This window comes from Leisingera aquaemixtae (assembly GCF_006740765.1).
GTDB classification, from domain to species: Bacteria; Pseudomonadota; Alphaproteobacteria; order Rhodobacterales; family Rhodobacteraceae; genus Leisingera; species Leisingera aquaemixtae.
In genome coordinates this window covers 1,010,344-1,032,770 of sequence record NZ_CP041159.1, presented here as the reverse complement: position 1 = coordinate 1,032,770, position 22,427 = coordinate 1,010,344, and the positions used below count along the sequence as shown (strand labels likewise).

At 65.9% G+C, this 22,427-nt stretch carries 24 protein-coding genes; 15 read left to right on the top strand and 9 right to left on the bottom strand.

Going from position 1 to position 22,427, the window contains the following annotated elements; all coding sequences use genetic code 11:
- Positions 1 to 68: 68 nt before the first annotated feature.
- From rimK to R2C4_RS06690, 3 genes are all read left to right on the top strand, one after another.
- Complete coding sequence (gene rimK, locus R2C4_RS06700; RefSeq protein WP_058287991.1) at positions 69 to 1,475, top strand: 30S ribosomal protein S6--L-glutamate ligase; 1,407 nt, start codon at positions 69 to 71, stop codon at positions 1,473 to 1,475.
- A gap of 75 nt (positions 1,476 to 1,550) precedes the next feature.
- Positions 1,551 to 2,441, top strand: a complete 891-nt coding sequence (locus tag R2C4_RS06695; RefSeq protein WP_141890067.1) for an SPFH domain-containing protein — start codon at positions 1,551 to 1,553, stop codon at positions 2,439 to 2,441.
- On the top strand, positions 2,441 to 2,719 hold the full coding sequence (locus R2C4_RS06690) for an NfeD family protein (RefSeq protein WP_141890066.1): 279 nt from the start codon (positions 2,441 to 2,443) through the stop codon (positions 2,717 to 2,719). The genes R2C4_RS06695 and R2C4_RS06690 overlap by 1 nt, the downstream gene beginning before the upstream one ends.
- A gap of 34 nt (positions 2,720 to 2,753) precedes the next feature.
- On the opposite strand, the gene R2C4_RS06685 is transcribed toward R2C4_RS06690, so the two are convergent.
- Positions 2,754 to 3,512 (bottom strand): hypothetical protein, encoded by a 759-nt coding sequence (locus tag R2C4_RS06685; protein ID WP_141890065.1) that lies wholly within the window; start codon positions 3,510 to 3,512, stop codon positions 2,754 to 2,756.
- 242 nt (positions 3,513 to 3,754) lie between these two features.
- Between R2C4_RS06685 and R2C4_RS06680 the strand changes: the two genes are divergently transcribed.
- The 3 genes from R2C4_RS06680 to tpiA all read left to right on the top strand — a co-directional run bounded on the left by R2C4_RS06680 (position 3,755) and on the right by tpiA (position 5,486).
- The gene (locus R2C4_RS06680; RefSeq protein ID WP_058287988.1) at positions 3,755 to 4,117 is read left to right on the top strand and encodes an SUF system Fe-S cluster assembly protein; all 363 of its coding nucleotides are present in this window, start codon (positions 3,755 to 3,757) and stop codon (positions 4,115 to 4,117) included.
- A 124-nt stretch (positions 4,118 to 4,241) separates the two neighbouring features.
- Entirely contained in the window at positions 4,242 to 4,601 is a 360-nt protein-coding gene (locus R2C4_RS06675) for a HesB/IscA family protein (protein ID WP_141890064.1), read from the top strand.
- 141 nt (positions 4,602 to 4,742) lie between these two features.
- Positions 4,743 to 5,486 (top strand): triose-phosphate isomerase, encoded by a 744-nt coding sequence (gene tpiA / locus R2C4_RS06670; RefSeq protein ID WP_141890063.1) that lies wholly within the window; start codon positions 4,743 to 4,745, stop codon positions 5,484 to 5,486.
- A 243-nt stretch (positions 5,487 to 5,729) separates the two neighbouring features.
- On the opposite strand, the gene R2C4_RS06665 is transcribed toward tpiA, so the two are convergent.
- The 5 genes from R2C4_RS06665 to R2C4_RS06645 form a co-directional block, all read right to left on the bottom strand.
- Positions 5,730 to 7,106: a TRAP transporter large permease gene (locus R2C4_RS06665; protein ID WP_058287985.1), complete on the bottom strand. Its 1,377-nt coding sequence runs from the start codon at positions 7,104 to 7,106 to the stop codon at positions 5,730 to 5,732.
- On the bottom strand, positions 7,106 to 7,783 hold the full coding sequence (locus R2C4_RS06660) for a TRAP transporter small permease (protein ID WP_141890062.1): 678 nt from the start codon (positions 7,781 to 7,783) through the stop codon (positions 7,106 to 7,108). The genes R2C4_RS06665 and R2C4_RS06660 overlap by 1 nt, the downstream gene beginning before the upstream one ends.
- A gap of 103 nt (positions 7,784 to 7,886) precedes the next feature.
- Complete coding sequence (locus R2C4_RS06655) at positions 7,887 to 8,888, bottom strand: DctP family TRAP transporter solute-binding subunit (RefSeq protein ID WP_141890061.1); 1,002 nt, start codon at positions 8,886 to 8,888, stop codon at positions 7,887 to 7,889.
- 635 nt (positions 8,889 to 9,523) lie between these two features.
- The gene (locus R2C4_RS06650) at positions 9,524 to 10,753 is read right to left on the bottom strand and encodes a sigma-54-dependent transcriptional regulator (RefSeq protein ID WP_141890060.1); all 1,230 of its coding nucleotides are present in this window, start codon (positions 10,751 to 10,753) and stop codon (positions 9,524 to 9,526) included.
- Positions 10,750 to 12,510 carry an ATP-binding protein gene (locus R2C4_RS06645; protein WP_141890059.1) on the bottom strand — a complete coding sequence of 587 codons (1,761 nt, stop codon included), beginning with the start codon at positions 12,508 to 12,510 and terminating at the stop codon, positions 10,750 to 10,752. Before R2C4_RS06645 ends, R2C4_RS06650 begins: the two co-directional genes overlap by 4 nt.
- Before the next feature lie 59 nt (positions 12,511 to 12,569).
- Here R2C4_RS06645 and R2C4_RS06640 point away from each other — a divergent pair, with 59 nt between their 5' ends.
- Positions 12,570 to 13,754: a cytochrome P450 gene (locus R2C4_RS06640; protein ID WP_141890058.1), complete on the top strand. Its 1,185-nt coding sequence runs from the start codon at positions 12,570 to 12,572 to the stop codon at positions 13,752 to 13,754.
- 173 nt (positions 13,755 to 13,927) lie between these two features.
- Here the strand turns inward: R2C4_RS06640 and R2C4_RS06635 are convergent, their stop codons facing one another.
- Entirely contained in the window at positions 13,928 to 14,836 is a 909-nt protein-coding gene (locus R2C4_RS06635; RefSeq protein WP_141890057.1) for a LysR substrate-binding domain-containing protein, read from the bottom strand.
- 104 nt (positions 14,837 to 14,940) lie between these two features.
- Between R2C4_RS06635 and R2C4_RS06630 the strand changes: the two genes are divergently transcribed.
- Positions 14,941 to 15,222 carry a hypothetical protein gene (locus R2C4_RS06630; RefSeq protein ID WP_141890056.1) on the top strand — a complete coding sequence of 94 codons (282 nt, stop codon included), beginning with the start codon at positions 14,941 to 14,943 and terminating at the stop codon, positions 15,220 to 15,222.
- Positions 15,223 to 15,282: 60 nt separating this feature from the next.
- On the opposite strand, the gene R2C4_RS06625 is transcribed toward R2C4_RS06630, so the two are convergent.
- Positions 15,283 to 15,750, bottom strand: a complete 468-nt coding sequence (locus R2C4_RS06625; protein ID WP_008553370.1) for an Lrp/AsnC family transcriptional regulator — start codon at positions 15,748 to 15,750, stop codon at positions 15,283 to 15,285.
- A 210-nt stretch (positions 15,751 to 15,960) separates the two neighbouring features.
- Between R2C4_RS06625 and cobA the strand changes: the two genes are divergently transcribed.
- The 7 genes from cobA to R2C4_RS06590 all read left to right on the top strand — a co-directional run bounded on the left by cobA (position 15,961) and on the right by R2C4_RS06590 (position 21,496).
- Positions 15,961 to 16,716: a uroporphyrinogen-III C-methyltransferase gene (gene cobA / locus R2C4_RS06620; RefSeq protein WP_141892051.1), complete on the top strand. Its 756-nt coding sequence runs from the start codon at positions 15,961 to 15,963 to the stop codon at positions 16,714 to 16,716.
- Positions 16,716 to 17,024 (top strand): DUF2849 domain-containing protein, encoded by a 309-nt coding sequence (locus R2C4_RS06615; RefSeq protein ID WP_008553694.1) that lies wholly within the window; start codon positions 16,716 to 16,718, stop codon positions 17,022 to 17,024. Before cobA ends, R2C4_RS06615 begins: the two co-directional genes overlap by 1 nt.
- Positions 17,017 to 18,681 (top strand): nitrite/sulfite reductase, encoded by a 1,665-nt coding sequence (locus R2C4_RS06610; RefSeq protein WP_141890055.1) that lies wholly within the window; start codon positions 17,017 to 17,019, stop codon positions 18,679 to 18,681. The genes R2C4_RS06615 and R2C4_RS06610 overlap by 8 nt, the downstream gene beginning before the upstream one ends.
- Before the next feature lie 4 nt (positions 18,682 to 18,685).
- The gene (locus tag R2C4_RS06605) at positions 18,686 to 19,447 is read left to right on the top strand and encodes a phosphoadenylyl-sulfate reductase (protein ID WP_141890054.1); all 762 of its coding nucleotides are present in this window, start codon (positions 18,686 to 18,688) and stop codon (positions 19,445 to 19,447) included.
- Between the two features lie 5 nt (positions 19,448 to 19,452).
- A complete protein-coding gene (locus tag R2C4_RS06600) occupies positions 19,453 to 19,848 on the top strand; it encodes a DUF934 domain-containing protein (protein ID WP_058287975.1) in 396 nt (131 codons plus the stop codon).
- A gap of 142 nt (positions 19,849 to 19,990) precedes the next feature.
- On the top strand, positions 19,991 to 20,857 hold the full coding sequence (locus R2C4_RS06595; protein WP_058287974.1) for a ferredoxin--NADP reductase: 867 nt from the start codon (positions 19,991 to 19,993) through the stop codon (positions 20,855 to 20,857).
- Positions 20,858 to 21,031: 174 nt separating this feature from the next.
- On the top strand, positions 21,032 to 21,496 hold the full coding sequence (locus R2C4_RS06590; RefSeq protein ID WP_244270273.1) for a hypothetical protein: 465 nt from the start codon (positions 21,032 to 21,034) through the stop codon (positions 21,494 to 21,496).
- Between the two features lie 122 nt (positions 21,497 to 21,618).
- Here the strand turns inward: R2C4_RS06590 and R2C4_RS06585 are convergent, their stop codons facing one another.
- On the bottom strand, positions 21,619 to 22,170 hold the full coding sequence (locus tag R2C4_RS06585) for a hypothetical protein (protein WP_141890053.1): 552 nt from the start codon (positions 22,168 to 22,170) through the stop codon (positions 21,619 to 21,621).
- Between the last annotated feature and the right edge of the window lie 257 nt (positions 22,171 to 22,427).

Sequence of the window (22,427 nt, the reverse complement as noted above, 5' to 3'; positions counted from 1 at the left end):
CGTATTCCTGCGCTTCTCTGCCGCATTTGAAAGGCGGCGATTCCCCCTAATGCCAAGGAGCCCCGCGCATGTCCACAGCAGACCCGGCGCCGCAACTGAAACTCGGGTGGGAGGAGTGGGTCAGCCTGCCGGAACTGGGGCTGCCCGCGCTGCGCGCCAAGGTCGACACCGGGGCCCGCACCTCCTCGCTGCACGCCACTGAGATCGAAACTTTCGGGCCGCAGAACGCCCCCAAGGTGCGCTTCATGGTGCACCCGATCCCCGGCCAGTACGACCTGGAGATCCCCTGCTCCGCCCCGATCACCGACCGCCGCGAAGTCACCTCGTCCAACGGCGAAAAGGAAATGCGCTACGTGATCCAGACCAAGCTGGAGGTTGCGGGCCAGACCTGGACGGTCGAACTCACGCTGACCGACCGGCGCGGCATGGCCAAACACATGCTGCTGGGCCGCCAGGCGCTGACCGAGAACATGACCGTGGTGCCGGGCGAACGCTTCTGCCAGCCGCAGCTCGACTACTCGGTCTATTCCTCCGCCAGCATCCGCAAGACCGCCCCCAAACGCGCCCTGCGCATCGCCGTGCTCAGCCGCGAGGACAATTACTCCACCCGCCGCCTGGTCGAAGAAGGCGAAAAGCGCGGCCACACGGTCGAGGTGATCAACACCACCCGCTGCTACATGGCGATCAACGCGCTGGCGCCGGAAATCCACTATGACGGCAAGCGCCTGCCCCGCTATGACGCGGTGATCCCGCGCGTCGGCGCCTCGGTCACCCAATACGGCACCGCGCTCCTGCGCCAGTTCGAGGCGCTCGGCACCTTCTGCGTCAACGGCTCCGAAGGCATCACCGCCAGCCGCGACAAGCTGCACGCGCATCAGGTGCTGGCCCGCAACAAGATCGGCATGCCCGCCACCGCCTTTGCCGCCTCGCCCAAGGACACCGCCAATCTGATCGGCATCGCCGGCGGCGCGCCCTTGATCGTCAAGCTGTTGGAGAGCACGCAGGGAAAAGGCGTGGTGCTGGCGGAAACCAAGAAGGCCGCCGAAAGCGTGATCACTGCCTTCCGCGGCCTCCAGGCCAACTTCCTGGTGCAGCAGTTCGTCAAGGAAGCCGCGGGCGAGGACATCCGCTGCTTCGTGGTCGGCGCCAAGGTGGTGGCAGCGATGAAACGCTCCGGTGCCGAGGGCGATTTCCGCTCCAACCTTCACCTTGGCGGCAGCGCCACCCCGGTGCGCATCACCAAGGAAGAGCGCAGCACCGCCGTGCGCGCCGCCCGCGCCTTCGGCCTCAATGTGGCGGGCGTCGACCTGCTGCGGTCCGCCACCGGCCCCAAGGTGCTGGAGGTGAATTCCTCCCCCGGGCTGGAGGGGATCGAAAAGACCTCCGCCAAGAACATCGCCGCGCTGATCTATAACGAGATCGAAGACCGGGTCCGCCCGGCCCCGATGCGGCGCCTCAAACCCGCCGCCTCCTGATCCGAGGTTCCCCTTGACCTCCCCCGCGCGCCCGCACAATCCTGCGCGCAGAAGCTTGAAACAGAAGGCAGATTCATGACCGAAAACGACCTGCTCGACCTCTTGTCCGGTAATCTTCTCTATCTGCTGGGCGCCCTCCTGCTGATCATCGTCGCGCTCAAGGGGGTCAAGATCGTGCCCCAGTCGGAGAAATACGTGGTCGAGCGCTTCGGCCGCCTGCATTCGGTGCTGGGGCCCGGCATCAACTTCATCGTGCCCCTTCTCGACGTGGCCCGCCACAAGATCTCGATCCTGGAGCGCCAGCTCCCGAACGCCACCCAGGACGCGATCACCAAGGACAACGTGCTGGTGCAGATCGACACCTCCGTGTTCTACCGCATCCTTGAACCGGAAAAGACCGTCTACCGGATCCGCGATGTGGACGGCGCCATTGCCACCACCGTGGCCGGCATCGTGCGCGCCGAGATCGGCAAGATGGATCTGGACGAGGTGCAGTCGAACCGCGCCCAGCTGATTTCCCGCATCCAGGAAAGCGTCGAAAGCGCGGTGGATGACTGGGGCATCGAAGTGACCCGCGCCGAGATCCTGGATGTGAACCTCGACCAGGCCACCCGCGACGCCATGCTGCAGCAGCTCAACGCCGAACGCGCCCGCCGGGCCGAGGTGACCAAGGCCGAGGGCCAGAAGCGCGCGGTCGAGCTGCAGGCCGATGCCGAGCTGTACGCCGCCGAGCAGACCGCCAAGGCCCGCCGCATCCAGGCCGAGGCTGAGGCCTACGCGACCCAGGTTGTCGCCAAGGCGATTGCCGAAAATGGCCTCGAGGCCGCCCGGTACCAGGTCGCTCTCAAACAGGTGGAATCGCTCAACGCCCTTGGCAAGGGTGAAGGCAAGCAGACCATTCTGGTCCCGGCCCACGCGCTGGAAGCCTTTGGCGATGCCTTCAAGCTGCTGAAAGGAAGCAAGTGATGGCAGATGGCTTCTGGACGCTCTGGTGGGTCTGGGCCGCGGCAGCGCTGGTGCTGGGCATCCTCGAAGTCCTGGCGCCCGGCTTTGTCTTCCTCGGCTTCGCCATCGGCGCCGCCGCTGTGGCGCTGCTGCTGCTGGTGTCCGGCGCCAGCTGGGGCCTGCCCCTGCTGCTGCTGATCTTTGCCGGCCTGTCGCTGGCCGCCTGGCTGCTGCTGAAACGGCTGTTTGCCCTGCCCAAGGGCCAGGTCAAAACCTTCGACCGCGATATCAACGACTGATCCGGCGGGCGGGCCGCCGCGCTGCCGCCCGCCCTCAGAACTTGAACCCGATGCCCGCCAGCAGGCCATGGGTCACCGCATCATGGCGGAAGAAACTGCCGGTGCCGCGGGTGCCCTCCTGGTAATCCACCCCCAGCCCGCGGTACATCACATAGATCGAGGCGCGCTCCCAGCGGTCATAGACCAGCCCGCCCATCGCCGACCAGCTCTGGTCCGACCCGGCGCCGAAGCCGCCGATGTCGCCCTCCAGCAGGATGCTGAACTCCGGCGACACGCGCCGCTGCCAGCGCAGCCCGGCAATCGGGTCGGTCCATTCCGCCCCCTGCCGCACGCTGCCGCCGGGCACGCCGGCAATCACATCCACATCCCAATGGCGCACGCCCCCGAACAGCTGGAAACTGTCCCGGCCGCGCCCGAAACTGTAGGTCACCACCGCTTCTGCCACATTCTGATCATAGGTCACAGGCAGCGCCCCGGCAGGGCTGCTGCCGGTGGCATCGGCATCCAGCAGCGCATACCGCAGCCGGAACCCGAACCGGCTGCTGTGGACGCCCTCGAACTGCAGCATTCCGCCCGCCTGCAGCTGATCGAACACGTCGCTTGCCTCAAATGACACATCCCCGGCAGCCCGGCCCAGTTCTGTCGTGCTCTCGACCGAGGGCGCCAGCACAAACGGCGTCAGCTGCCAGCGCCAGCCGCTCAGATCCTGGGCCGCGGCGGCGGTCCCCAGGAGCGCGGCAAGCGCCGGCCCAGCAATCGCGGCAGCCCGTGCAGGCATACTCGGCTCAGGCATGGCTCTCCCTCCCCCGTTACTGCCAGGCACCACGGTCCGGCCGGCATGCGGCATCCGGCCGCTGCATCCAGGCAGCTTTCAATTTCATTATGGGGAAGCAACGATTTAGCGCGCAGACCCGCCAAATCAAACCCGCCCGCACAGCCCGGCGGCAGATCATTCCGGCGGCGGCGCCCAGCGCCTCTGGACGCCGGGCCGCATATTTCCTATATAAACCGTCGGATAATCAGACCGGGACCATCATGACCAACCCTTCAGAACCGCTCGAAGGCGCACCGCTGATCGCGCCCTCCTCCGTCAGCCACCCGCTGTACGAGGCCGTGGCCGAGGCCTGCCGCACCGTCTATGACCCGGAAATCCCGGTGAACATCTACGAACTGGGGCTGATCTACACGATCAGCATCAACGACGAGAACGACGTCAAGATCATCATGACCCTGACCGCGCCGGGCTGCCCGGTGGCGGGCGAGATGCCGGGCTGGATCGTTGATGCGGTATCGCCGGTGCCCGGCGTCAAAAGCGTTGACGTGCAGCTCACCTGGGAGCCGCCCTGGGGCATGGAGATGATGTCCGACGAGGCCCGCCTCGAACTGGGCTTCATGTAAGCCTTTTGGGGCGCGCCCGCCCCCGGGCGGCATCGCTGATGCGCCGGTCCGCTGCCCGCGCGCCCTTGAGACCGCGGCACGGCGCTCCTAGATACTAAGCAACGCGCGACTTTTGGAGACCCGGATGTTTGGAATTCCCGGCAAGCAAGCTGTGACAATGACGCCCAAGGCAGCGGCGCAGATCGCCAGGCTGATGCAGAAGGACGGCCATGCCGGCCTGCGCATCGGCGTCAAGAAAGGCGGCTGTGCGGGCATGGAATACACCATGGAATACGTCGATGAGCCCGCCCCGAATGACGAGGTTGTGGAACAGGACGGCGCCCGCATCCTGATCGCGCCGATGGCGCAGATGTTCCTGTTCGGCACCGAAATCGACTATGAGGTGTCGCTCCTGGAAAGCGGTTTCAAATTCAACAACCCCAACGTGGCCGAGGCCTGCGGCTGCGGCGAGTCGATCTCCTTCAAGGAGGTTCCCGGCAACTAAGCCAATGCTGCCAGGACAAAACCGGCGGGCGGGGTCTTCCCCGCCCTTTTTGCATCGCCCTGCCCCGCCCAAGCGAATTGCGCCGCCCGGCTGCCGGTGCTACCAGTCACGCCCAGACAGGACATTCGGAGGCACTCCCCCATGCGGCGTAAACTGGCAGCAGGCAACTGGAAAATGAACGGCACCGGCGCGGCCCTGGCCGAGCTCGCAGCGCTCGCGGAAAGCCACCCCGCCCCGGCCGCAGACATCCTGATCTGCCCGCCCGCAACCCTGTTGTCGCGCGCCGCAGAAGCCGCCCGGGGCATCGCCATCGGCGGCCAGGACTGCCACGCAAGGGCCTCCGGCGCCCATACCGGCGATCTGTCCGCTGCCATGCTCAAGGATGCAGGCGCCTCCGCCGTGATCCTCGGCCATTCCGAACGCCGCGCCGACCACAGCGAGACCGACGCCCAGGTCTGCGCCAAGGCGGAGGCCGCGATGGCCGAAGGCCTCACCGCCGTCATCTGCATCGGCGAAACCCTTGCGGAACGCGAGGCCGGCGACACGCTCAAGGTGGCCGGCACACAGCTCGCAGGCTCCGTGCCCGCCAATGCCACCGGCGCAAACACCGTGATCGCCTATGAACCGGTCTGGGCCATCGGCACCGGCAAGGTGCCGACGCTGGAACAGATCGCCGAGGTCCACGATTTCCTGCGCGCCGAGCTCACCGCCCGCTTCGGCGCCGGGACCGCAGACAGCATCCGCCTGCTCTACGGCGGTTCGGTCAAGCCCTCCAACGCCGCGGAGATCTTTGCCGTCTCCAACGTCGACGGCGCACTTGTGGGCGGCGCCAGCCTCAAGGCCGCAGATTTCTCCCCGATCATTGCCGCGCTGGAAGCCAGCTGACCGGCGCGCAGCAGCGCGGGCGTTGGATTTGAGTATTTTTGGAAAGATGAAATCTGCCTGGGCTTCATCTTTCCCCTAAATACTCCGGGGTGAATTGGCCAAGGGCCAAGAGGGGCAGCGCCCCTCTTCCAACTCAAACCTGCGGGGCAGCGCCCCTCTTCCAATTCAATCCTGCGGGGCAGCGCCCCTCCCCTGAAACGAAAAACGCCCCGGTTTCCCGGGGCGTTTCTTTTTGCCTTAAAGCTACTTCGTTATGATCTCCGGCCCCATCACCGCATTTGGCAGCACTGTCGACAGCCAGGGCACATAGGTGATCAGGATCAGGAAGACGAACAGCACCGCCAGGAACGGCAGCGCCGCGCGCACCACCCCCATCATCGGCATGCCCGCCACGCCTGAGGTCACAAACAGGTTCAGGCCGACCGGCGGGGTGATCATGCCGATCTCCATGTTCACTACCATGATGATGCCCAGATGGATCGGGTCGATGCCCAGCTCGATGGCGATTGGGAACACCAGGGGTGCTACGATGACCAGCAAGCCCGAGGGCTCCATGAACTGGCCGCCGATCAGCAGGATCACGTTGACGACGATCAGGAACATCACCGGGCCGAAACCTGCCGACAGCATCGCATTGGCGATATGCTGCGGCACCTGCTCATCGGTCAGCACATGCTTCAGGATCAGCGCGTTGGCGATCACGAACAGCAGCGTCACCGTCAGCTTGCCCGCCTCGAACAGCGTGTGCTTGGTGTCGCTATGGAAGAACGCCGTGACCAGCGCATAAGGCTTCTTGATCAGCGGCGTCTTCGGTGCGCCTTCGCCGTTCGACAGCGGCCCCATGTCCTTGTAGACAAAGCTCGCGATCAGGAACGCATAGACTGCCGCCACCGCCGCCGCCTCGGTCGGGGTGAAGATGCCGCCATAGATGCCGCCCAGGATGATCACGATCAGGAACAGCCCCCAGCCGGCTTCGCGGCCCGAGGTGATGATCTCGCCCCAGCCCCTCCACTCGCCTTTGGGCAGGTTCTTGACCTTGGCCATCACATAGATGGTGACCATCAGGAACAGGCCCGCCAGCAGGCCCGGGATGACCCCGGCCAGGAACATCCGGCCCACCGAAACCTCAACCGCCGCCGCATAGACCACCATCACGATCGACGGCGGGATCAGGATGCCCAGGGTGCCTGCGTTGCAGATCACACCGGCAGCGAACTCCTTGGTGTAGCCCACCTGCCGCATGCCTGCGATCACGATGGAGCCGATCGCCACCACGGTGGCCGGCGACGACCCCGACAGCGCGGCAAACAGCATACAGGCAAAGACGCCCGCAATCGCCAGACCGCCCGGCAGATGCCCGACACAGGCGATGGAGAAGCGGATGATCCGCCGCGCCACGCCGCCGGTGGTCATGAAGCTGGAGGCGAGGATGAAGAACGGGATCGCCAGCAGGGTGAAATGCCCTTCAAAGGCCTCAAACAGCGTACCCGCGACGCTCGCCAGCGAGCTGTCCGAATAGATCAGCAGAAAGATGGTCGAGCTGAGGCCCAGCGACACCGCAATCGGCACCCCGATCAGCAACAGGCCAATCACCATCGCAAAGAGGATTACCACTTCCATCAGTCATGCTCCCCGCGCTGCGCCTGCACTTCTGCAATTTCGTCCTCGACCTCATGGCTCGCCACCAGCCGGTCGGCCTCGCCGCGGGCAATCTGGAACGCCGCCTGGATGAAGCGGAACACCAGCAGCAGCATCGACACCGGCAGCACCACGTAAGGCACCACTTTCGGCAGTTTTTCGTAGGAGTCGCCGTAGTTGATCAGGTCCTCCAGGAACTTGAAGACCGCCACCATCGGCACGTCCTGCACCTCATAAAAACTCTGGCTGCGCGCCTTCATGTCGAACCCGGTCGGGAACCAGCGGCCAGAGGTCGGCGGCAGGTCGGCAAACACCGCCCAGTAGTCATAGGCGCCCTTCAGCAGCAGCAGCGAGAACACGATGCAGCAGGCGGCGGCAAACAGCGCCACCGCCTTGCGCGCGCCCGGCGCCAGCATGTTGACTATGGCATCGACGCCCAGATGCGCATGGGTTTTCACCGCATACGACGCGCCCAGCAGCACCAGCCAGGCAAACAGGAACACCGTCAGCTCCAGCGCCCATAGAATGTTGGAATTAAACACAAACCGCGCAATCACATTGGCAAATGTGATCACCGTCATCAGCCCCAGGAGGAGCGCGATCAGGGTTTCTTCGAGTGAGTTGATAAGCCCGCTCGGGCCGGTTCTGGACCCCGCCATGGCTGCCTCCCAAGTTTTGCGGAAAGTAAGGGTGCAGGCGGCGGATCCCCGCGCCGCCCGCGATCACGGGGCGCCCGCACCGGGCACCCCGCAGCGGCCTGCCTTACAGGCCTGCGTTGATGGCTTGCGCGGCGTCGATCTTCTCCTGGCCGACGTCGCCTGCGAATTTCTCCCACACCGGCTTCATCGCCTCGACCCAGGACGCGCGCTGCTCAGGTGTCAGTTCACGCACCACGCCGCCGGCGTCGATGATCGACTGCTTGGCCTCGGCGTTCACCTTGGTGGATTCGGCGTTCCGCACTGCGGTCACTTCGTTCAGGATGGTCAGGAACTGGTCGCGCACCTCCGGCTCCAGGCTGTCCAGCCAGTCGACCGAAGTCACCACCAGGTAATCCAGCGCACCGTGGTTGGTCTCGGTCACGCCGTCCTGCACCTCAAAGAACTTCTTGCCGTAGATGTTGGACCAGGTGTTTTCCTGCCCGTCCACAACACCCTGCTGCAGCGCGCCGTAAACTTCGGAGAACGCCATCTTCTGGGGCGAGCCGCCAATCGCTTCCATCTGCGCCACCAGCACGTCAGAGGACTGCACGCGGAACTTCAGCCCGTTGGCGTCCGACGGCTCGACCAGCGGCTTGTTGGCCGACATCTGCTTCATGCCGTTGTGCCAATAGGCCAGCCCCTGCAGGCCGCGGCGCTGCATCGAATTCAGCATCTCCTGGCCGGTTTCAGACGCCTGGAACGTGTCCACCGCTTCGATGTTTTTGAACATGAACGGCAGGTCGAACAGGCGGAACTGCTTGGTGAACTTCTCGAACTTCGACAAGGACGGCGCGGCCAGCTGCACGTCGCCCTGCAGCATCGCTTCCAGCACCTTGTTGTCGTTATACAGCGTGGAGTTCGGATAGACCTCCATGCACATGGTGCCGTTCATTTCCTCGTTCACGCGCTTTTCCAGCAGCGACGCGGCAATCCCCTTGGGGTGCTTGTCGGTGTTGGTGACGTGGCTGAACTTCACCACGATTTCGCCGTCGTCACAGGCCGCGCTTGCGGCGCCTGCGGAAACGGCCAGTGCCAGTGCGGTCGCAGCAGTGGTCAGGAATTTCATGTCTTTCCTCCCAGAAAAATCATCAGAAAATTCTATGTTGCCCTCAGCGCATGGCTGAAGCCCGCTCAGAGCATCCCAAGTTGCGGAAAGCCGCTCAAGTTTTGATTCGGGAATCACCCGCCGCCCGGAATTTTCCCAATTTGACAGTCAGTTACGATGACCTCTGGATGCAGCTTGGCGAAGCGGATCAAAAGCTGTGCGAAATCCCGCACAAGGTGCTTCTGCCTTTGTGCGGAAAACCGCACAAATGTTAGCGCCCGACAGAACTGCAAGGGATTCGCCGTCTGCTGTCCACCGTGAGGTCTGCGCCTGCCCGGGTGTCCGCTAGGGTGTTGCACACCCACCGCACGCGCCGCTTCCCCGGCCTTAACCCGCTCCTGCGATACTGCCTCCCGTCGCGACACTGGTGCGGACTGACACCCCGCACCGCCAGGAGATCACAGGGCCCCCAAGACCACCTCTTCATCGGGTGCAGGGGCGTCCCGCACCGAAGGCTTCAGCGGACATGGGGGCTTGCGACCCCCGTCCTCCCTCCGCCCATGGCCCCCTTGGGGCTTTCCGGCGGCGCCGCCTCCTTGACGGCCCCGGCATCACCGCCGGATCAGACGAACCGAAAGGCCCCGCGCCCAACGCCCTCAGCGGCGGTAATCCTCGGGCCGGATGCCATAGCGGGCCAGCTTGTCATAAAACGTCTTGCGCGGCAGCTTCAGGGCTTCCGCGGCCGCAGCCGCGCGCCCGTTGGCCCGCCCCAGCGCCGCAATCAGCAGCGACCGCTCCACCTGCGCCATCTGCTCCGCCAGCCCCAGCCCGGCGGCAGCGGCAGCCTCCTCCGGCATTCCCAGCACAAACCGCATCGCCGCCGACATCAGGGAGCGCGCATTGCCCGGCCAGTCCTGCGCCATCAGCGCCGCCAGATGGTCCTGGCTGATCTCCGGCGGCTCGATCCCCGCCTGCTCTGCCGCCTGCGCCACGTAATGCCGGAACAGCACGGGAATGTCGCCCGGGCGCTCCGCCAGCGAGGGGATGCGCACCCGCATCACGTCCAGCCGGTAAAACAGATCGGCGCTGAATTTCCCCGCCTGTGCCAGCTCCGCCAGACCGGCGCTGGAGCCTGCGATAATCCGCACCCCGCAGCCCTGCTCAAGCTGCGCCAGCAGCGCATACTGCGCCGCTTCCGGCAGCGCCTGCACCTCATCCAGGAACAGCGAGCCGCCCGCCGCCTCCTGGCACAGCTCCGCCACCGTTTCTGCCGCAAGCCCGGCAGCGGGACGCTTCACAAACGGGCCTTGCGCGGCAGGCGACATCAGGTGGATGACCTCCGCCACCTTGGAAATGCCGCTGCCCGGCGCGCCGGTCACCAGCACCTCCGCCCCCGTCGGCGCCACCGCCCGCACCCGCTGGCGCATCTCCTCCGCCTGCGGCGAGCTGCCGAACAGCAGCCTGGACGCCGGATCGCCGGTTTCCAGCTGCCGCTTCAGCCGCCGGTTCTCCAGCACCAGCGCCCGGGTCTTCAGCGCGCGCTCCAGCACCGGCAGGAAGTCGGCGGCGGCGCAGGGTTTCTCCAGGAAGTCGAACGCCCCCTGCGACATCGCCTTCACCGCCATCGGAATGTCGCCCTCGCCGGTCAGCAGCACCACCGGCAGCTCGTCATCAATGCTGCGGGCATAGTCCAGCAGATGAAACCCGTCCCGCCCCGGCATCCGCAGATCCGAGACGATGACCCCCTCAAAGCCGCGGGTGATATGGTCCTTCGCCGCCACAAAGGACCCCGCCGCGACCGCCTCCAGCTCGTTCAGCTCCAGCGTCTGCGCCAGCGCCTCGCGCACCGCAGCATCGTCATCCACCAAAAGCACCTTGCGGATCATGCCGCATCATCCCTCTGCCCGGCCTCGCTCCAGGGTTCCAGCTCCACCGTGAACACCGCGCCGCCGCCGGTGTTGGTGCCTCGGATGTTGCCGCCAAAGCTCTGCACCAGCCCATAGGAGATCGACAGCCCCAGCCCCATCCCCTCGGAGCTGCCCACCACCTTGGTGGAATAGAACGGCTCGAACATCTTTTCCGGCTCCTTGATGCCGGGGCCGCTGTCCTGCACCCGCACCTGCAGCCGCGGGCCGCTGTCGACAGAGATCGAGATCACCTTCTCCACCTGCCCCTGCATGGCGTCCGCGGCGTTGTTGATCAGGTTCACGAACACCTGCGTCAGCCGCACCTCGCCGCCCCAGGCATAGACCGGCGCGGGATAATCCGCAGCCTGCCAGCGCAGATCCACCTGCTCCGCCTTCAGCCGCGGCGCGGTCAGCTCTGCCGCGGCGCTGATCACCTGCACCAGATCGACCTGCCCCATCGGCTCGCTTTCATTGCGGGCAAAGGCGCGCAGGTTCTTGATGATCCGCGCCATCCGCGCCGCCATGTCCGAGATCCGCCCCAGGTTTTCCCCGGTGCGCGCCGCCTTGCCGCGCTCCAGAAAGGCGGCGCCGTTCTCGGCATACTGCTGAATCGCCATCAGGGGCTGGTTCAGCTCATGGCTGATCCCCGCCGACATCTGCCCCAGCGCCGACAGCTTGCCCGCCTGCACCAGCTCCTCCTGCGCGCGCTTCAGCGCCGCCTCGGCCTCCTCGCGCTCGCGCACCTCGCGGCGCAGCTGCAGGTTGGCCGCCGACAGCGCCCTTGTGCGCTGCTCGACCCGGCTCTCCAGCACCGCGTTGGCCTCCGCCAGGGTGCGGCGGCGCTCCATCACGATGAACAGCATCGCGCCCAGGGCAAGGCACACCGCCGCCAGCGCCGCCGCCTGCAGCACCGCAAGCCGCCGCGCCGGGGCCACATCCACCAGGATCTCGCCCGTCATGCCGATGACCGGCAGGTCCACCGACAGATGCAGCGCCTGCTGCGGCAGGTAGGCACTGCCCCTGAGCGACCAGATCTCATGCCCGGCATAACGGCGCCTGCCGGTCACCTCCGGCTGGCCCGCCTCCGCCTCTGCCGCCGCCCCGCCGCGCTGCCAGAACAACAGCTCGGACCGGTTGGCGATGAACACCTCGCCGGTTTGATCGGTAAAGAACACCGCCGGCAGCGAGCCGCGCCAGGTCTGCTCAACATCCGCCACATCGGCCACCACCACCAGCGCTCCGCGCACCCGCCCGTCCGGGGCAAAGGCCGGGGCGGCATAGAAATAGGCCCGCTGGCCGTCCGGCTGCAGCACCCCGTGGCCGGTGCCCAAGGCCCCCTGCATCGCCCGGATGAAATAATCCTGCTGCGCCACGCCGGCGCCCGTCACCCCTTCGGCCGCGGCCAGCACCTGTCCGTCCGCCGCAGCAAAGAACACATCCAGCGCCGCGGTCTTGTCCGCCACCGACCGCAGCAGATTGGCCGCCCCGGCCTGCGCCTCAGGCGTGGAAAGATCCGCCAGCGCCGGATGCTCCGCGGTCAGCACCGCCAGTTCCTGATAGACCTGCAGCTGCGTGCTCACCCGGTCCGAGGCCAGCGCCAGATCGGCCGCACTGCGCTCGGCCAGGCTGTCCAGCGCCTGCCGGTAGCCATAGGACCACGCCGCCAGCGCCAGCGCCGCCACGGCCAAAAGGAACCCGGCGGGCAGGCTCCAGCGAAGAAGGTTTTGTGTTTTCATGGCGGCACGTTATCAAAGCCCCCCTTGCATTGGCCAGATGCAGCGGCAACAACCGGTATATGAAGACTTTAACCCAATCCCCGACCGATCCCGCCTTTGTGCAGGATCCCTATCCTTTCTATGCTGCCGCCAGGGCTGACGGCCAGATGCACCACTGGCAGGATTACGGCATGGCGGCCGCCTTCGGCCATTCCGCGGTGCACATGCTGCTGCGCGACCGCCGCTTCGGCCGCGAGGTGCCGGAGGAGCTGCGCACCGAAGGCCCCGCCCATCTCGCCCCCTTCCTGGCAGCGGAGGCGCATTCGATGCTTGATGCCGAGCCGCCCCGCCACACCCGGCTGCGCAAACTGGTGCTGCGCGCCTTCACCTCGCGCGAGATCGCGGCGCTGGCGCCGGGCATCCACGACCTGTGCCGCCAGCTGACCGGCGCCTTCCCGGACCAGCCCTTCGACCTCCTGGACGCCTATTGCACCCAGGTGCCGGTGATCACCATCTGCCGCCTCCTGGGCGTGCCGGAGGAGATGGCGCCGCAGCTCCTGGACTGGTCGCACAGGATGGTGGCGATGTATCAGGCCGCGCGCACGGAACAGACCGAACATACCGCGGCACAGGCCGCGCAAGACTTCACGGATTTTTTGCGCGGCTACATTAACCAGCGCCGCGACGATCCCCGCGACGATCTGATCACCCGGCTGATCGCGGCCGAGGAGGAAGGCGACAAGCTCTCCACCGATGAGCTGATCGGCACCTGCATCCTGCTGCTGAATGCCGGGCACGAGGCCACGGTGCATGCGCTTGGCAACGGCGTGAAGACGATGCTGCAGCAGGGCTGGCAGCCGGAATGGCTGGCACCGGAGGGGATCGAGGGGCTGGTGGAGGAAATCCTGCGCTTTGATCCGCCGCTGCACATGTTCACCCGCTACGCCTATGAGGAGGCGGAGGTGTTCGGCCACACCTTCCAGCGCGGCGAGCAGGTGGCGCTGCTTCTGGGCGCCGCCAACCGCGACCCGGCGGCGCTGGACGACCCGGAGCGCTTCGACCCGGCAAGACCGCCCAAGGTGAACAAAAGCTTTGGCGGCGGCCTGCACTTCTGCGTCGGCGCGCCGCTGGCGCGGCTGGAAATGCAGATCGCCCTGCCAATCCTGTTCGAGCACTGCCCGGACCTGAAACTGGCGGCAGAGCCCGAATACAGCAACAGCTACCATTTCCACGGGCTCACGCAGCTGCTGGTCACCCGCTCTTAAGGACCGGGGCACTCCCGCCCGCGCCGCGGGGATCACAGATCCCCTTGCCCGGTTGGGCCCGGCGCCGCTGACGCGGCGCGCGCCCCATTTCACCTTTGGCTAAATACTCCGGGGGTGAGGCGCCCCAGCGCCGAGGGGGCAGCGCCCCCTTTCCACCCCCCCGCGCCGGGATGTCATTCCGGCAGGGCAGAGAGCGCCGCCATGCAAGGACCGCTCAGCAGCCAGTCCCGGAAGGCGGCCACCTTGGGGTCATGCCATTTCAGCCGCTCGCCGATCAGCGCATAGGCGCCGTCCGGGGTGCCGCAGGTCATCTCAGGGAACGGCAGCACCAGATCGCCGCGGGCCAGTTCCTCCTGGCACAGAACCAGATCCGCCATCACCACGCCGGCCCCCATCACTGCGGCGCGGGTGGCCATGTCGAGGTTCGGAAACGCCTCGCCGCTTGCAGGGTCCACCTGCTCCACCCCGAAATGCTGCACCCAGGTTGGCCAGTCGAAGCGGCGCGGGCTCTCATGCAGCAGCCGCTGGCCGGCTAGCGCTTCGGGGCCGGCCTCCAGCGCCGGCAGCAGCGACGGGGCGCAGGCCGGAGCGAGGACCATTTCGAACAGCGGCAGCACCTCGATGTCCGGCGGCCGCCCCGCGCGGTTCTCAACGGAAATGCCAAGATCGTATTCCGCCGCCCTGAACCCCTTGCTGCTGTAGAAGTCCGTGGTCAGCTGCAGCTTGATCTCCGGATGCGCGGCGCGGAACTGCTCCAGCTGCGGCAGCAGCCAGCGGATCGACAGCGTGGGCGGGCAGATCACCCGCAGCTCCGCGGCATCCGCCGCGATCCGCTCCACCTCGCGCTGCATCATCGCAAAGGCCCCGGTCAGCACCGGATAAAGTCGCTGCCCCGCCGCCGTCAGCTCCACCCCGCGGGCGTTGCGGTGAAACAGCTGCACGCCGATGTGGTCCTCCAGGATCTTCACCTGGCGGCTGATGGCGCCGCGCGTCACGAAGAGTTCATCCGCGGCAGCGATGAAGCCCTCATGGCGGGCGGCGGCCTCGAAGGCGCGCAGGGCATTGAGGGGCGGCAGGCGCATCATTTCACCATGGGTCAGTTTTCCTGATCCATGGTGAAGTTTAACTGGTTTGCGCGCAAGTCCCTGCGGCCCTAACTCTCAAAGGCCAGAACGGAGGAGTAGCCATGACTGCATATTGTGATAACGCGGGTGCCCGGCCCCACGGGTCTTTTGCCCGCAGCGTGCTTGGCTGGATTGCAGGCCTGACGGGACTGAGAAAAGCTGAGCCTCATGCAGCGGCGTCTCAGGACGCGGTACAGGTGCCGCGTCACGAGCTGCAGCGGTTGACGGAAACATCTCCGCATCTGCTGGCCGACATCGGCGTGATGCCGGAGGCTGCCACTGGTGAGACATCGCCCTGGCGGCTGCAGGACGGGCGCCACCTGCTGCTGCGCCCGCCCCTGTGACAAATTCAACAGCAGGCAGGACACCGGTCCCGCCTGCTGTTGCAGAACCGCAGCCGCCGGTCAGGCGCCCAGCGGCAGCATTGTGGTCGATTTGATCTCTTCCATCGACAGCAGCGCGGTCACGTTGTGCACCTTCACCTCGGAAATCAGCGCCTGATAGAACACGTCATAGGCGCGCGCGTTCTGCACCCGCACCTTGAGGATATAGTCGATGTCGCCCGCCAGCCGGTGCGCCTCCTGCACCTCGGGGCGGTCGCGCAGGGCCTGCAGGAACTTGGCCTGCCATTCCGCCTCATGCTCCGAAGTGCGGATCAGGACAAAGAAACAGGCCTCGAACCCCAGCGCCTCCGGGTCCAGCAGCACCGTCTGCTGGCCGATCACCCCGGCCTCCTTCAGCTTGCGGATCCGATTCCAAACAGGGGTCTTGGAAGACCCCACCCGGCGGGCTATTTCGTCCAGCGACTGGCTGGCATCCCGTTGCAGTTCAGCCAGAATTTTCCGGTCCGTGCCGTCGATCCGCACCGTCATTCCTGTTTTCTCCTTATGTGAGGACCAAACGGCCCGATGTCCCGCCGCGGCAAAACCATTGTTCTTATTTCCGCGCCCATATAGCGCGATACCGGGAATATTTCCTATATCTACCCTTAAGTCAAACACACCGAAGAGGGTACAGGGATGTCCGCACCAACGACACATGCTGCCAATGCCGCCACTCACACCCGTGGCCGCATGGACTGTATGGCTGCGGGCCAGGTGACCTTTGCCGGGTCCGGCCCCGGCGATGCAGAGCTTTTGACCCTGAAAGCGCTGCGCGCCCTGCAAGCCGCCGACGTGATCCTGCACGACCGTCTGGTCAGCGATGAAATCCTCGCTCTGGCCGGCCCGCAGGCGGTGCTGGAAGACGCCGGCAAGGAAGGCTTTGGCGCCCAGGTCTCCCAGGCCGACATCAACGCCCGGCTGGTGGAGCTGGCGAAAGAAGGCAAGAAGGTGCTGCGATTGAAGGGCGGCGACCCGGCGATCTTTGCGCGGCTGGACGAGGAGCTGACGGCCTGCGAGGAAGCGGGCATCGCTTACAGCATCATCCCCGGCATCACCGCGGCCTCGGCAGCGGCTGCCGCCATTGGCCAGAGCCTGACCCAGCGCGGCCGCAACACCGCGGTGCGGTTCCTGACCGGCCACGCGATGAGTGGCTTTGCCGATCACGACTGGGCTGCGCTGGCGCGTCCGGGCGAGGTGGCCGCGGTCTATATGGGCAAGAAGTCCGCGCGTTTCGTGCAGGGCCGCCTGATCATGCACGGTGCGGACCGCGCCACGCCGGTGACCATCGTTGAGAACGCCTCCCGCCCCGATCAGCGGGTGCTGGAAACCACACTGGAGCGCCTGCCCGCCGACCTCGACGCGGCCGGTTTCGGCGGCCCTGCCCTCACATTCCTGGGTCTTGCCCCGCGCCAGGCGGCGGCCGCCCTGAACGATCTCAAAACGGAGCTTGCATAATGGCCCGCGCCTTTACGCCCAAAGTCATCACCGCCAACGACCTGCTGGAAGGCGACGTGATCTACTTCACCGCCCAGGACACCTGGACCCGCGAGCTGTCGGAGGCAGAGCTGATCACAGACGAGGCCGAAGCCCAGCTGCGCCTGCTGGAAGCAGAGAAGCAGAACATCAAGATCGTCGGCGCCTATCTGGCCGACGCCAAGGCAGGCCCGAACGGCCCCGAGCCGACCCACTTCCGCGAGGAGTTCCGCCGCACCGGCCCCTCCAACTACTTCCACGGCAAGCAGGAGGCTGACGCCAATGTATAAGTACAACGAGTTCGACGAAGCCTTCCTGGCCGAACGCAACGCCCAGTTCCGCGCCCAGGTCGAGCGCCGCATCGACGGCTCCCTCACCGAGGACGAGTTCAAGCCGCTGCGCCTGATGAACGGCGTCTATCTGCAGCTGCATGCCTATATGCTGCGGGTCGCGATCCCCTATGGCACCCTGAATTCCGGCCAGATGCGCACCCTGGCGCTCTTGGCCGAGAAGTGGGACAAGGGCTACGGCCATTTCACCACCCGCCAGAACATCCAGTACAACTGGCCGAAACTGCGCGACATTCCGGACATGCTGGACGCGCTGGGTGAGGCTGGCCTGCACGCCATCCAGACCTCCGGCAACACCATCCGCAACACCACCGCCGACCATTTCGCCGGCGCCGCCGCGGATGAGCTGACCGATCCCCGCCCCTATGCCGAGCTGATCCGCCAGTGGTCCACCGACCACTCGGAATTCCAGTTCCTGGGCCGCAAGTTCAAGATCGCCATCACCGGCAGCAGCGCCGACCGCGCCGTGATCAAGGCGCATGACGTGGGCTTGCAGGTGGTGCAGCAGGACGGCAAGACCGGCTTCAAGGTCATTGTCGGCGGGGGCCTCGGCCGCACCCCGATGATCGGCCAGGTGCTGCGGGAGTTCCTGCCGCAAGCAGACCTGCTGCCCTATCTGGAGGCGGTTCTGACCGTCTACAACGTGCTGGGACGCCGCGACAACAAGTACAAGGCGCGCATCAAGATCACCGTTTCCGAGAACGGCATCGACACCTACCGCGCGATGACCGAGGAGGCCTTCATGGCGATCCGCGGCCAGTACGACGGCACCGACCAAGAACTGCTGGAAGAGATCAAGACGCATTTCCAGGCGCCGGAGTTCCTCTCCGGCCCGACCGATGTGTTCGACGCGGCCTATGCAAACGACCCGGTGTTCCGCGCCTGGGCCGACACCAATCTGCACGCGCACCGCGCCGAGGGCCACGCCATCGCCACCATCTCGATCAAGGCGCATGGGCAAACCCCGGGCGACGCAACGGCGGAGCAGATGCGGGTGATGGCCGATCTGGCCGAGCAATACGCCTATGACGAGCTGCGCATCAGCCACCAGCAGAACGTGATCCTGCCGCATGTCCGCAAGAACGACCTGCCCGCGATCCACGCCACGCTGAAGGCGCATGGCCTGGCCACCGCCAACATCGGCCTGATCTCGGACATTATCGCCTGCCCGGGCATGGATTACTGCGCGCTGGCCACCGCCCGCTCGATCCCGGTCGCGCAGGAAATCGCAACCCGCTTTGACGAACTGAAGATGGAGCACGACATCGGCCATCTGCAGATCAAGATCTCGGGCTGCATCAACGCCTGCGGCCATCACCACGTTGGCCACATCGGCATCCTGGGCCTGGACCGCGCAGGGGTGGAGAACTACCAGATCACCCTGGGCGGCGACGCCACCGAGACGGCGGCCATCGGCACCCGCACCGGCCCCGGCTTTGCCTATGACGAGATCGTGCCTGCGGTGGAACGCATCGTCGATGTCTACATGGCCCGGCGTGACAGCGCCGAGGAAACCTTCCTCGAAACCTACCGCCGGATCGGCATGGAGCCGTTCAAGGCCGCGCTCTATCCCGAGGCTCAGAAAAAGGTCGCCTGATCCGATGTTCCATTCAGCCGGAAACACGCCCGCCGGAGGGGAAATCCCCCTTCGGGACCGGGAGCTGGCCGCCAAGGCGGAAGCGCTCAATGCGCGCTACCGCCACCACTCGGCCACCTCGGTGATGGAGGGCGCATTGCGGGACGCAGGGCATATCGCTCTGGTCTCCTCTTTCGGCGCGGAATCCGTGGTGCTTTTGCACATGGCCGCGATCATCGACCCGATGACGCCGGTTGTGTTCGTGGACACCGAACTGCTGTTCACCGAGACGCTGATCTATCAGCAGGAAGTGAGCGAGCGGCTGGGCCTGCGCAATGTGCGCATCATCCGCGCCGATGACATCGCCGAAAAAGACCCCTACGGGGCGCTGCGGTTCAGCGACAAGGACGCCTGCTGCACCCTGCGCAAGACCATCCCGCTGCAAAAGGCGCTGGACGGATATGAAGGCTGGATCACGGGGCGCAAGCGGTTCCAGTCCGGCAGCCGCGCGGCGCTGGACTTCTTCGAGGTCGAGGACGGCACCGGACGGCTCAAGATCAACCCGCTGGCCCATTGGGCGCCCGAGGACGTGCGCACCTATATGGATGAAAACCGCCTGCCCCGCCATCCGCTGGTGGCCAAGGGTTATCCCTCGATCGGCTGCGCGCCCTGCACCAGCCCGGTCAAGGAAGGCGAAGACCCCCGTGCCGGGCGCTGGCGCGGCGAAAACAAAGAAGAATGCGGCATCCATGTGGTGGATGGCAAATTCATACGCACAGGAGCGTGAGTGAGATGACTGTTATCGTGACCGACACCGGCTTTGCTGCTGATGACTGGACCGGCGGCTTTGACGGCTCAAACGTGCTGGAGCTGGCCTCGGACGCCAATCTGAACGACGTGCCGCTGGACGGCGTCGAGCTGGTGCGGGTTGAGTTCCCCAGCTTTGCCGACGGCCGCGGCTTCACCCTGGCCCGCCAGCTGCGGCTCAGGGGCTATGAGGGCCGCCTGCGCGCCTTCGGCCATGTGATCGCCGACCAGTACGCGATGGCCCGCCGCTCCGGCTTTGACGAGGTGGAGCTGTCCGATGAACTGGCCGCCCGCCAGCCCGAGGACCAGTGGCTGGCCCGCGCCAACTGGCAGGACCACAGCTATCAGGCCCGCCTGCGCGGCAGCACCGCTGCCCGCTAAGCCAGCCCCCGACCCCGGGAAACGCCCCTCGAACCGGTTCCGTTGCGTCACGCGCGGGGCCGGTTTTCCAAAACGGGGGCTTTTCCTGACCTGTATCAAAGATTAATCAGAGGTGCCGGCTACTCCTCCGGCAGTGGAACCGATGAATGAGATGACACCCGTGACCGACACTGCAACCGACCCGAAACCGGCCAAAGCGGTGCCGGCCCTGCCCGACGCCCAGACCGTGACCCAAGTGAAGCACTGGACCGACCGGCTGTTTTCCTTCCGCTGCACCCGGCCTGCGTCCTTGCGCTTCCGCTCAGGCGAGTTCGTGATGATCGGCCTGATGGGCGATCCGGACCCCAAGACCGGCAAGCAGAAACCGCTCCTGCGCGCCTATTCCATCGCCTCCCCCAGCTGGGACGAGGAAATGGAGTTCTACTCCATCAAGGTGCAGGACGGCCCGCTGACCTCCAAGCTGCAGCACATCAAGGAAGGCGACGAGATCATCCTGCGCCCCAAGCCCGTCGGCACCCTGGTGCATGACGCGCTGGTGCCCGGCAAGCGGATCTGGTTCTTTGCCACCGGCACCGGCTTTGCGCCGTTTGCATCGCTGCTGCGCGAGCCCGAAACCTACGAGAAATTTGACGAGGTGATCATCACCCACACCTGCCGCGAGGCGGGTGAGCTGACCTATGGCCGCGAACTGATCGAAAGCCTGAAGGACGACGAGCTGCTGAACGAGGTGATCGGCGAAGGCTTCTGGAAGAAGATCAAATACTACCCGACCACCACCCGCGAGGAGAGCCCCAAGATGGGCCGCATCACCGACCTGATGCGTTCCGGCGAGGCGTTTGCCGATCTCGGCGTGCCGCCGCTGAACCCCGAAAGCGACCGGGCGATGATCTGCGGCAATCTGGCCTTCAACCTGGAGCTCAAGGACCTGTTCGAGAACACCTACGGGCTGGAGGAAGGCGCCAATTCCAGGCCCGCGCATTTCGTGGTGGAAAAGGCGTTCCTGGACTGATCCGGCGCCGGGGGGCCGCCGCTGGCAGCCCCATTTTTGACACTGTTTTGACGGGAGGCCGCCGCCTCCCGTTTATCATTTGTTGGGGATGATTCTGTATTCCGGGAGCAAGTATCCAGAACGGAGAAGCTCGAAATGCAGAATGAAATGGCCTCCGGGCAGGCGCCCGTCTTCATGTCCGTCAGAACAGAGGCAGGCAAGGCCCGCGTCAAGGCTGCAGTGGCAGGCTTTCAGGCCCGCACCGACCAGGTGCAGCCCTCGATCCCCGAAAAGATTGCCGGCATCAAGGCGGGCTATGACCCGCGCGCCATCGCGCCGCAGGACATCGACCAGATGTTCGACGCACTGGTGCAGGCCGGGCAGCCGGTGACCGGGCCGATGCTTCTGCTGAACTCGATGGGCGCGAAATTCCGCAGCCATCTGGCCGGTATCACCGGCAGCGCCTATGACGGGTCCAAACCGCTGGACCTGGTCGGCGTGGCGCAGCTGCAGATCCAGCGCGCCCGCAAACAGGGCAGCAACGCCGCCGGCTGGGAAACCTTCCTGGCCTTCCTGGCGCCGCAGCCCCCGGCAAGCGGCCACAGCGCGCTGGATCAGATCGCCCGCGTGGCCCAGCAGGCCCAGGCCCGCCCGCACTGATACAGCTGCCTTTTTTCGGGCCGCCTTGACCGGGCCGCACTGAACAGCGTCTTGAACCGGCGGCCGGTCCAGCCCGGCCGCGCGGCGTTATGTCACCGGCCGCGAAGCGGCGTCAGCAGCGCTTAATTGCTGCCGGCGGTGCCTTCGGTTTCCACGGCGGCATCGCCCTCAACCGATCCGGTTGCGCTGTTCAGATCCTCAGTGGCGGCATCTGCTGCGGCATCCTGCGCCGCATCCGCTGCGCCTGCTGCACTGTCCGCTGCGGCATCCGCAGCCTGGCCTGCCTGATCCACGGCCTGATCCGCCGCATCCGCGGCCTCACCGGCCAAATCGGCCACGCCGCCGTCCTGACCGGCAGACTCCTGAACCGCGTCAACGGCATCGCCGGCTGCCCCGGCAGCGGCATCCACCGCCTGGTTCAGCGTGTCTTGCACAGCCTCAACCGCCGCGCCGGCAGCTTCGGCGCCGGTTTCAATCGCCTCCTCCACAGCCGCCGCCGCGTCTTCGGCAGCCTGTTCAGCCGGGGCGGTGCTCTCTTCGGAGGATTCCGGAACGGTGCTGCTCTGCTCTTCCTGCACCTGCGGCACGGTCTCCTCCGGCTCCGGACCGGTCAGCAGCATAAAGGCAGCCACCGCTGCAATGGCCACGGCAATCACGATCAACAGTTTTTTCATAACGGGCTCCTTCCATGATCCGGCCCTGCTGGCCGGTCTCTCGCCTTCTGCTTTGCCAAATGGGACCGCAAGCGGCTCCGCTCAAGGGGAAAGTTCCCGGACGCGGCCTCACGGGCGGGCCCGCGCCGCCGCCGGCAGCCAACCGGCGGAACCCCGCCGCAACCCTGCCTTATCAGGACGTTGCCACTCGCGCCCCGGCCGCCGCAACAGGCCGCAAAAGCGCCCGTTTCAAAGGCTGCCTGCGATATGCGGCCTTG

What these genes read in the sequence shown, in the direction of transcription:
- rimK (WP_058287991.1), top strand. Translation starts at nt 69, where the DNA reads ATGTCCACAGCAGACCCGGCGCCGCAACTGAAACTCGGGTGGGAGGAG.
- R2C4_RS06695 (WP_141890067.1), top strand. Translation starts at nt 1,551, where the DNA reads ATGACCGAAAACGACCTGCTCGACCTCTTGTCCGGTAATCTTCTCTAT.
- R2C4_RS06690 (WP_141890066.1), top strand. Translation starts at nt 2,441, where the DNA reads ATGGCAGATGGCTTCTGGACGCTCTGGTGGGTCTGGGCCGCGGCAGCG.
- R2C4_RS06685 (WP_141890065.1), bottom strand. Translation starts at nt 3,512, where the DNA reads ATGCCTGAGCCGAGTATGCCTGCACGGGCTGCCGCGATTGCTGGGCCG.
- R2C4_RS06680 (WP_058287988.1), top strand. Translation starts at nt 3,755, where the DNA reads ATGACCAACCCTTCAGAACCGCTCGAAGGCGCACCGCTGATCGCGCCC.
- R2C4_RS06675 (WP_141890064.1), top strand. Translation starts at nt 4,242, where the DNA reads ATGTTTGGAATTCCCGGCAAGCAAGCTGTGACAATGACGCCCAAGGCA.
- tpiA (WP_141890063.1), top strand. Translation starts at nt 4,743, where the DNA reads ATGCGGCGTAAACTGGCAGCAGGCAACTGGAAAATGAACGGCACCGGC.
- R2C4_RS06665 (WP_058287985.1), bottom strand. Translation starts at nt 7,106, where the DNA reads ATGGAAGTGGTAATCCTCTTTGCGATGGTGATTGGCCTGTTGCTGATC.
- R2C4_RS06660 (WP_141890062.1), bottom strand. Translation starts at nt 7,783, where the DNA reads ATGGCGGGGTCCAGAACCGGCCCGAGCGGGCTTATCAACTCACTCGAA.
- R2C4_RS06655 (WP_141890061.1), bottom strand. Translation starts at nt 8,888, where the DNA reads ATGAAATTCCTGACCACTGCTGCGACCGCACTGGCACTGGCCGTTTCC.
- R2C4_RS06650 (WP_141890060.1), bottom strand. Translation starts at nt 10,753, where the DNA reads ATGATCCGCAAGGTGCTTTTGGTGGATGACGATGCTGCGGTGCGCGAG.
- R2C4_RS06645 (WP_141890059.1), bottom strand. Translation starts at nt 12,510, where the DNA reads ATGAAAACACAAAACCTTCTTCGCTGGAGCCTGCCCGCCGGGTTCCTT.
- R2C4_RS06640 (WP_141890058.1), top strand. Translation starts at nt 12,570, where the DNA reads ATGAAGACTTTAACCCAATCCCCGACCGATCCCGCCTTTGTGCAGGAT.
- R2C4_RS06635 (WP_141890057.1), bottom strand. Translation starts at nt 14,836, where the DNA reads ATGCGCCTGCCGCCCCTCAATGCCCTGCGCGCCTTCGAGGCCGCCGCC.
- R2C4_RS06630 (WP_141890056.1), top strand. Translation starts at nt 14,941, where the DNA reads ATGACTGCATATTGTGATAACGCGGGTGCCCGGCCCCACGGGTCTTTT.
- R2C4_RS06625 (WP_008553370.1), bottom strand. Translation starts at nt 15,750, where the DNA reads ATGACGGTGCGGATCGACGGCACGGACCGGAAAATTCTGGCTGAACTG.
- cobA (WP_141892051.1), top strand. Translation starts at nt 15,961, where the DNA reads ATGGCTGCGGGCCAGGTGACCTTTGCCGGGTCCGGCCCCGGCGATGCA.
- R2C4_RS06615 (WP_008553694.1), top strand. Translation starts at nt 16,716, where the DNA reads ATGGCCCGCGCCTTTACGCCCAAAGTCATCACCGCCAACGACCTGCTG.
- R2C4_RS06610 (WP_141890055.1), top strand. Translation starts at nt 17,017, where the DNA reads ATGTATAAGTACAACGAGTTCGACGAAGCCTTCCTGGCCGAACGCAAC.
- R2C4_RS06605 (WP_141890054.1), top strand. Translation starts at nt 18,686, where the DNA reads ATGTTCCATTCAGCCGGAAACACGCCCGCCGGAGGGGAAATCCCCCTT.
- R2C4_RS06600 (WP_058287975.1), top strand. Translation starts at nt 19,453, where the DNA reads ATGACTGTTATCGTGACCGACACCGGCTTTGCTGCTGATGACTGGACC.
- R2C4_RS06595 (WP_058287974.1), top strand. Translation starts at nt 19,991, where the DNA reads ATGAATGAGATGACACCCGTGACCGACACTGCAACCGACCCGAAACCG.
- R2C4_RS06590 (WP_244270273.1), top strand. Translation starts at nt 21,032, where the DNA reads ATGTCCGTCAGAACAGAGGCAGGCAAGGCCCGCGTCAAGGCTGCAGTG.
- R2C4_RS06585 (WP_141890053.1), bottom strand. Translation starts at nt 22,170, where the DNA reads ATGAAAAAACTGTTGATCGTGATTGCCGTGGCCATTGCAGCGGTGGCT.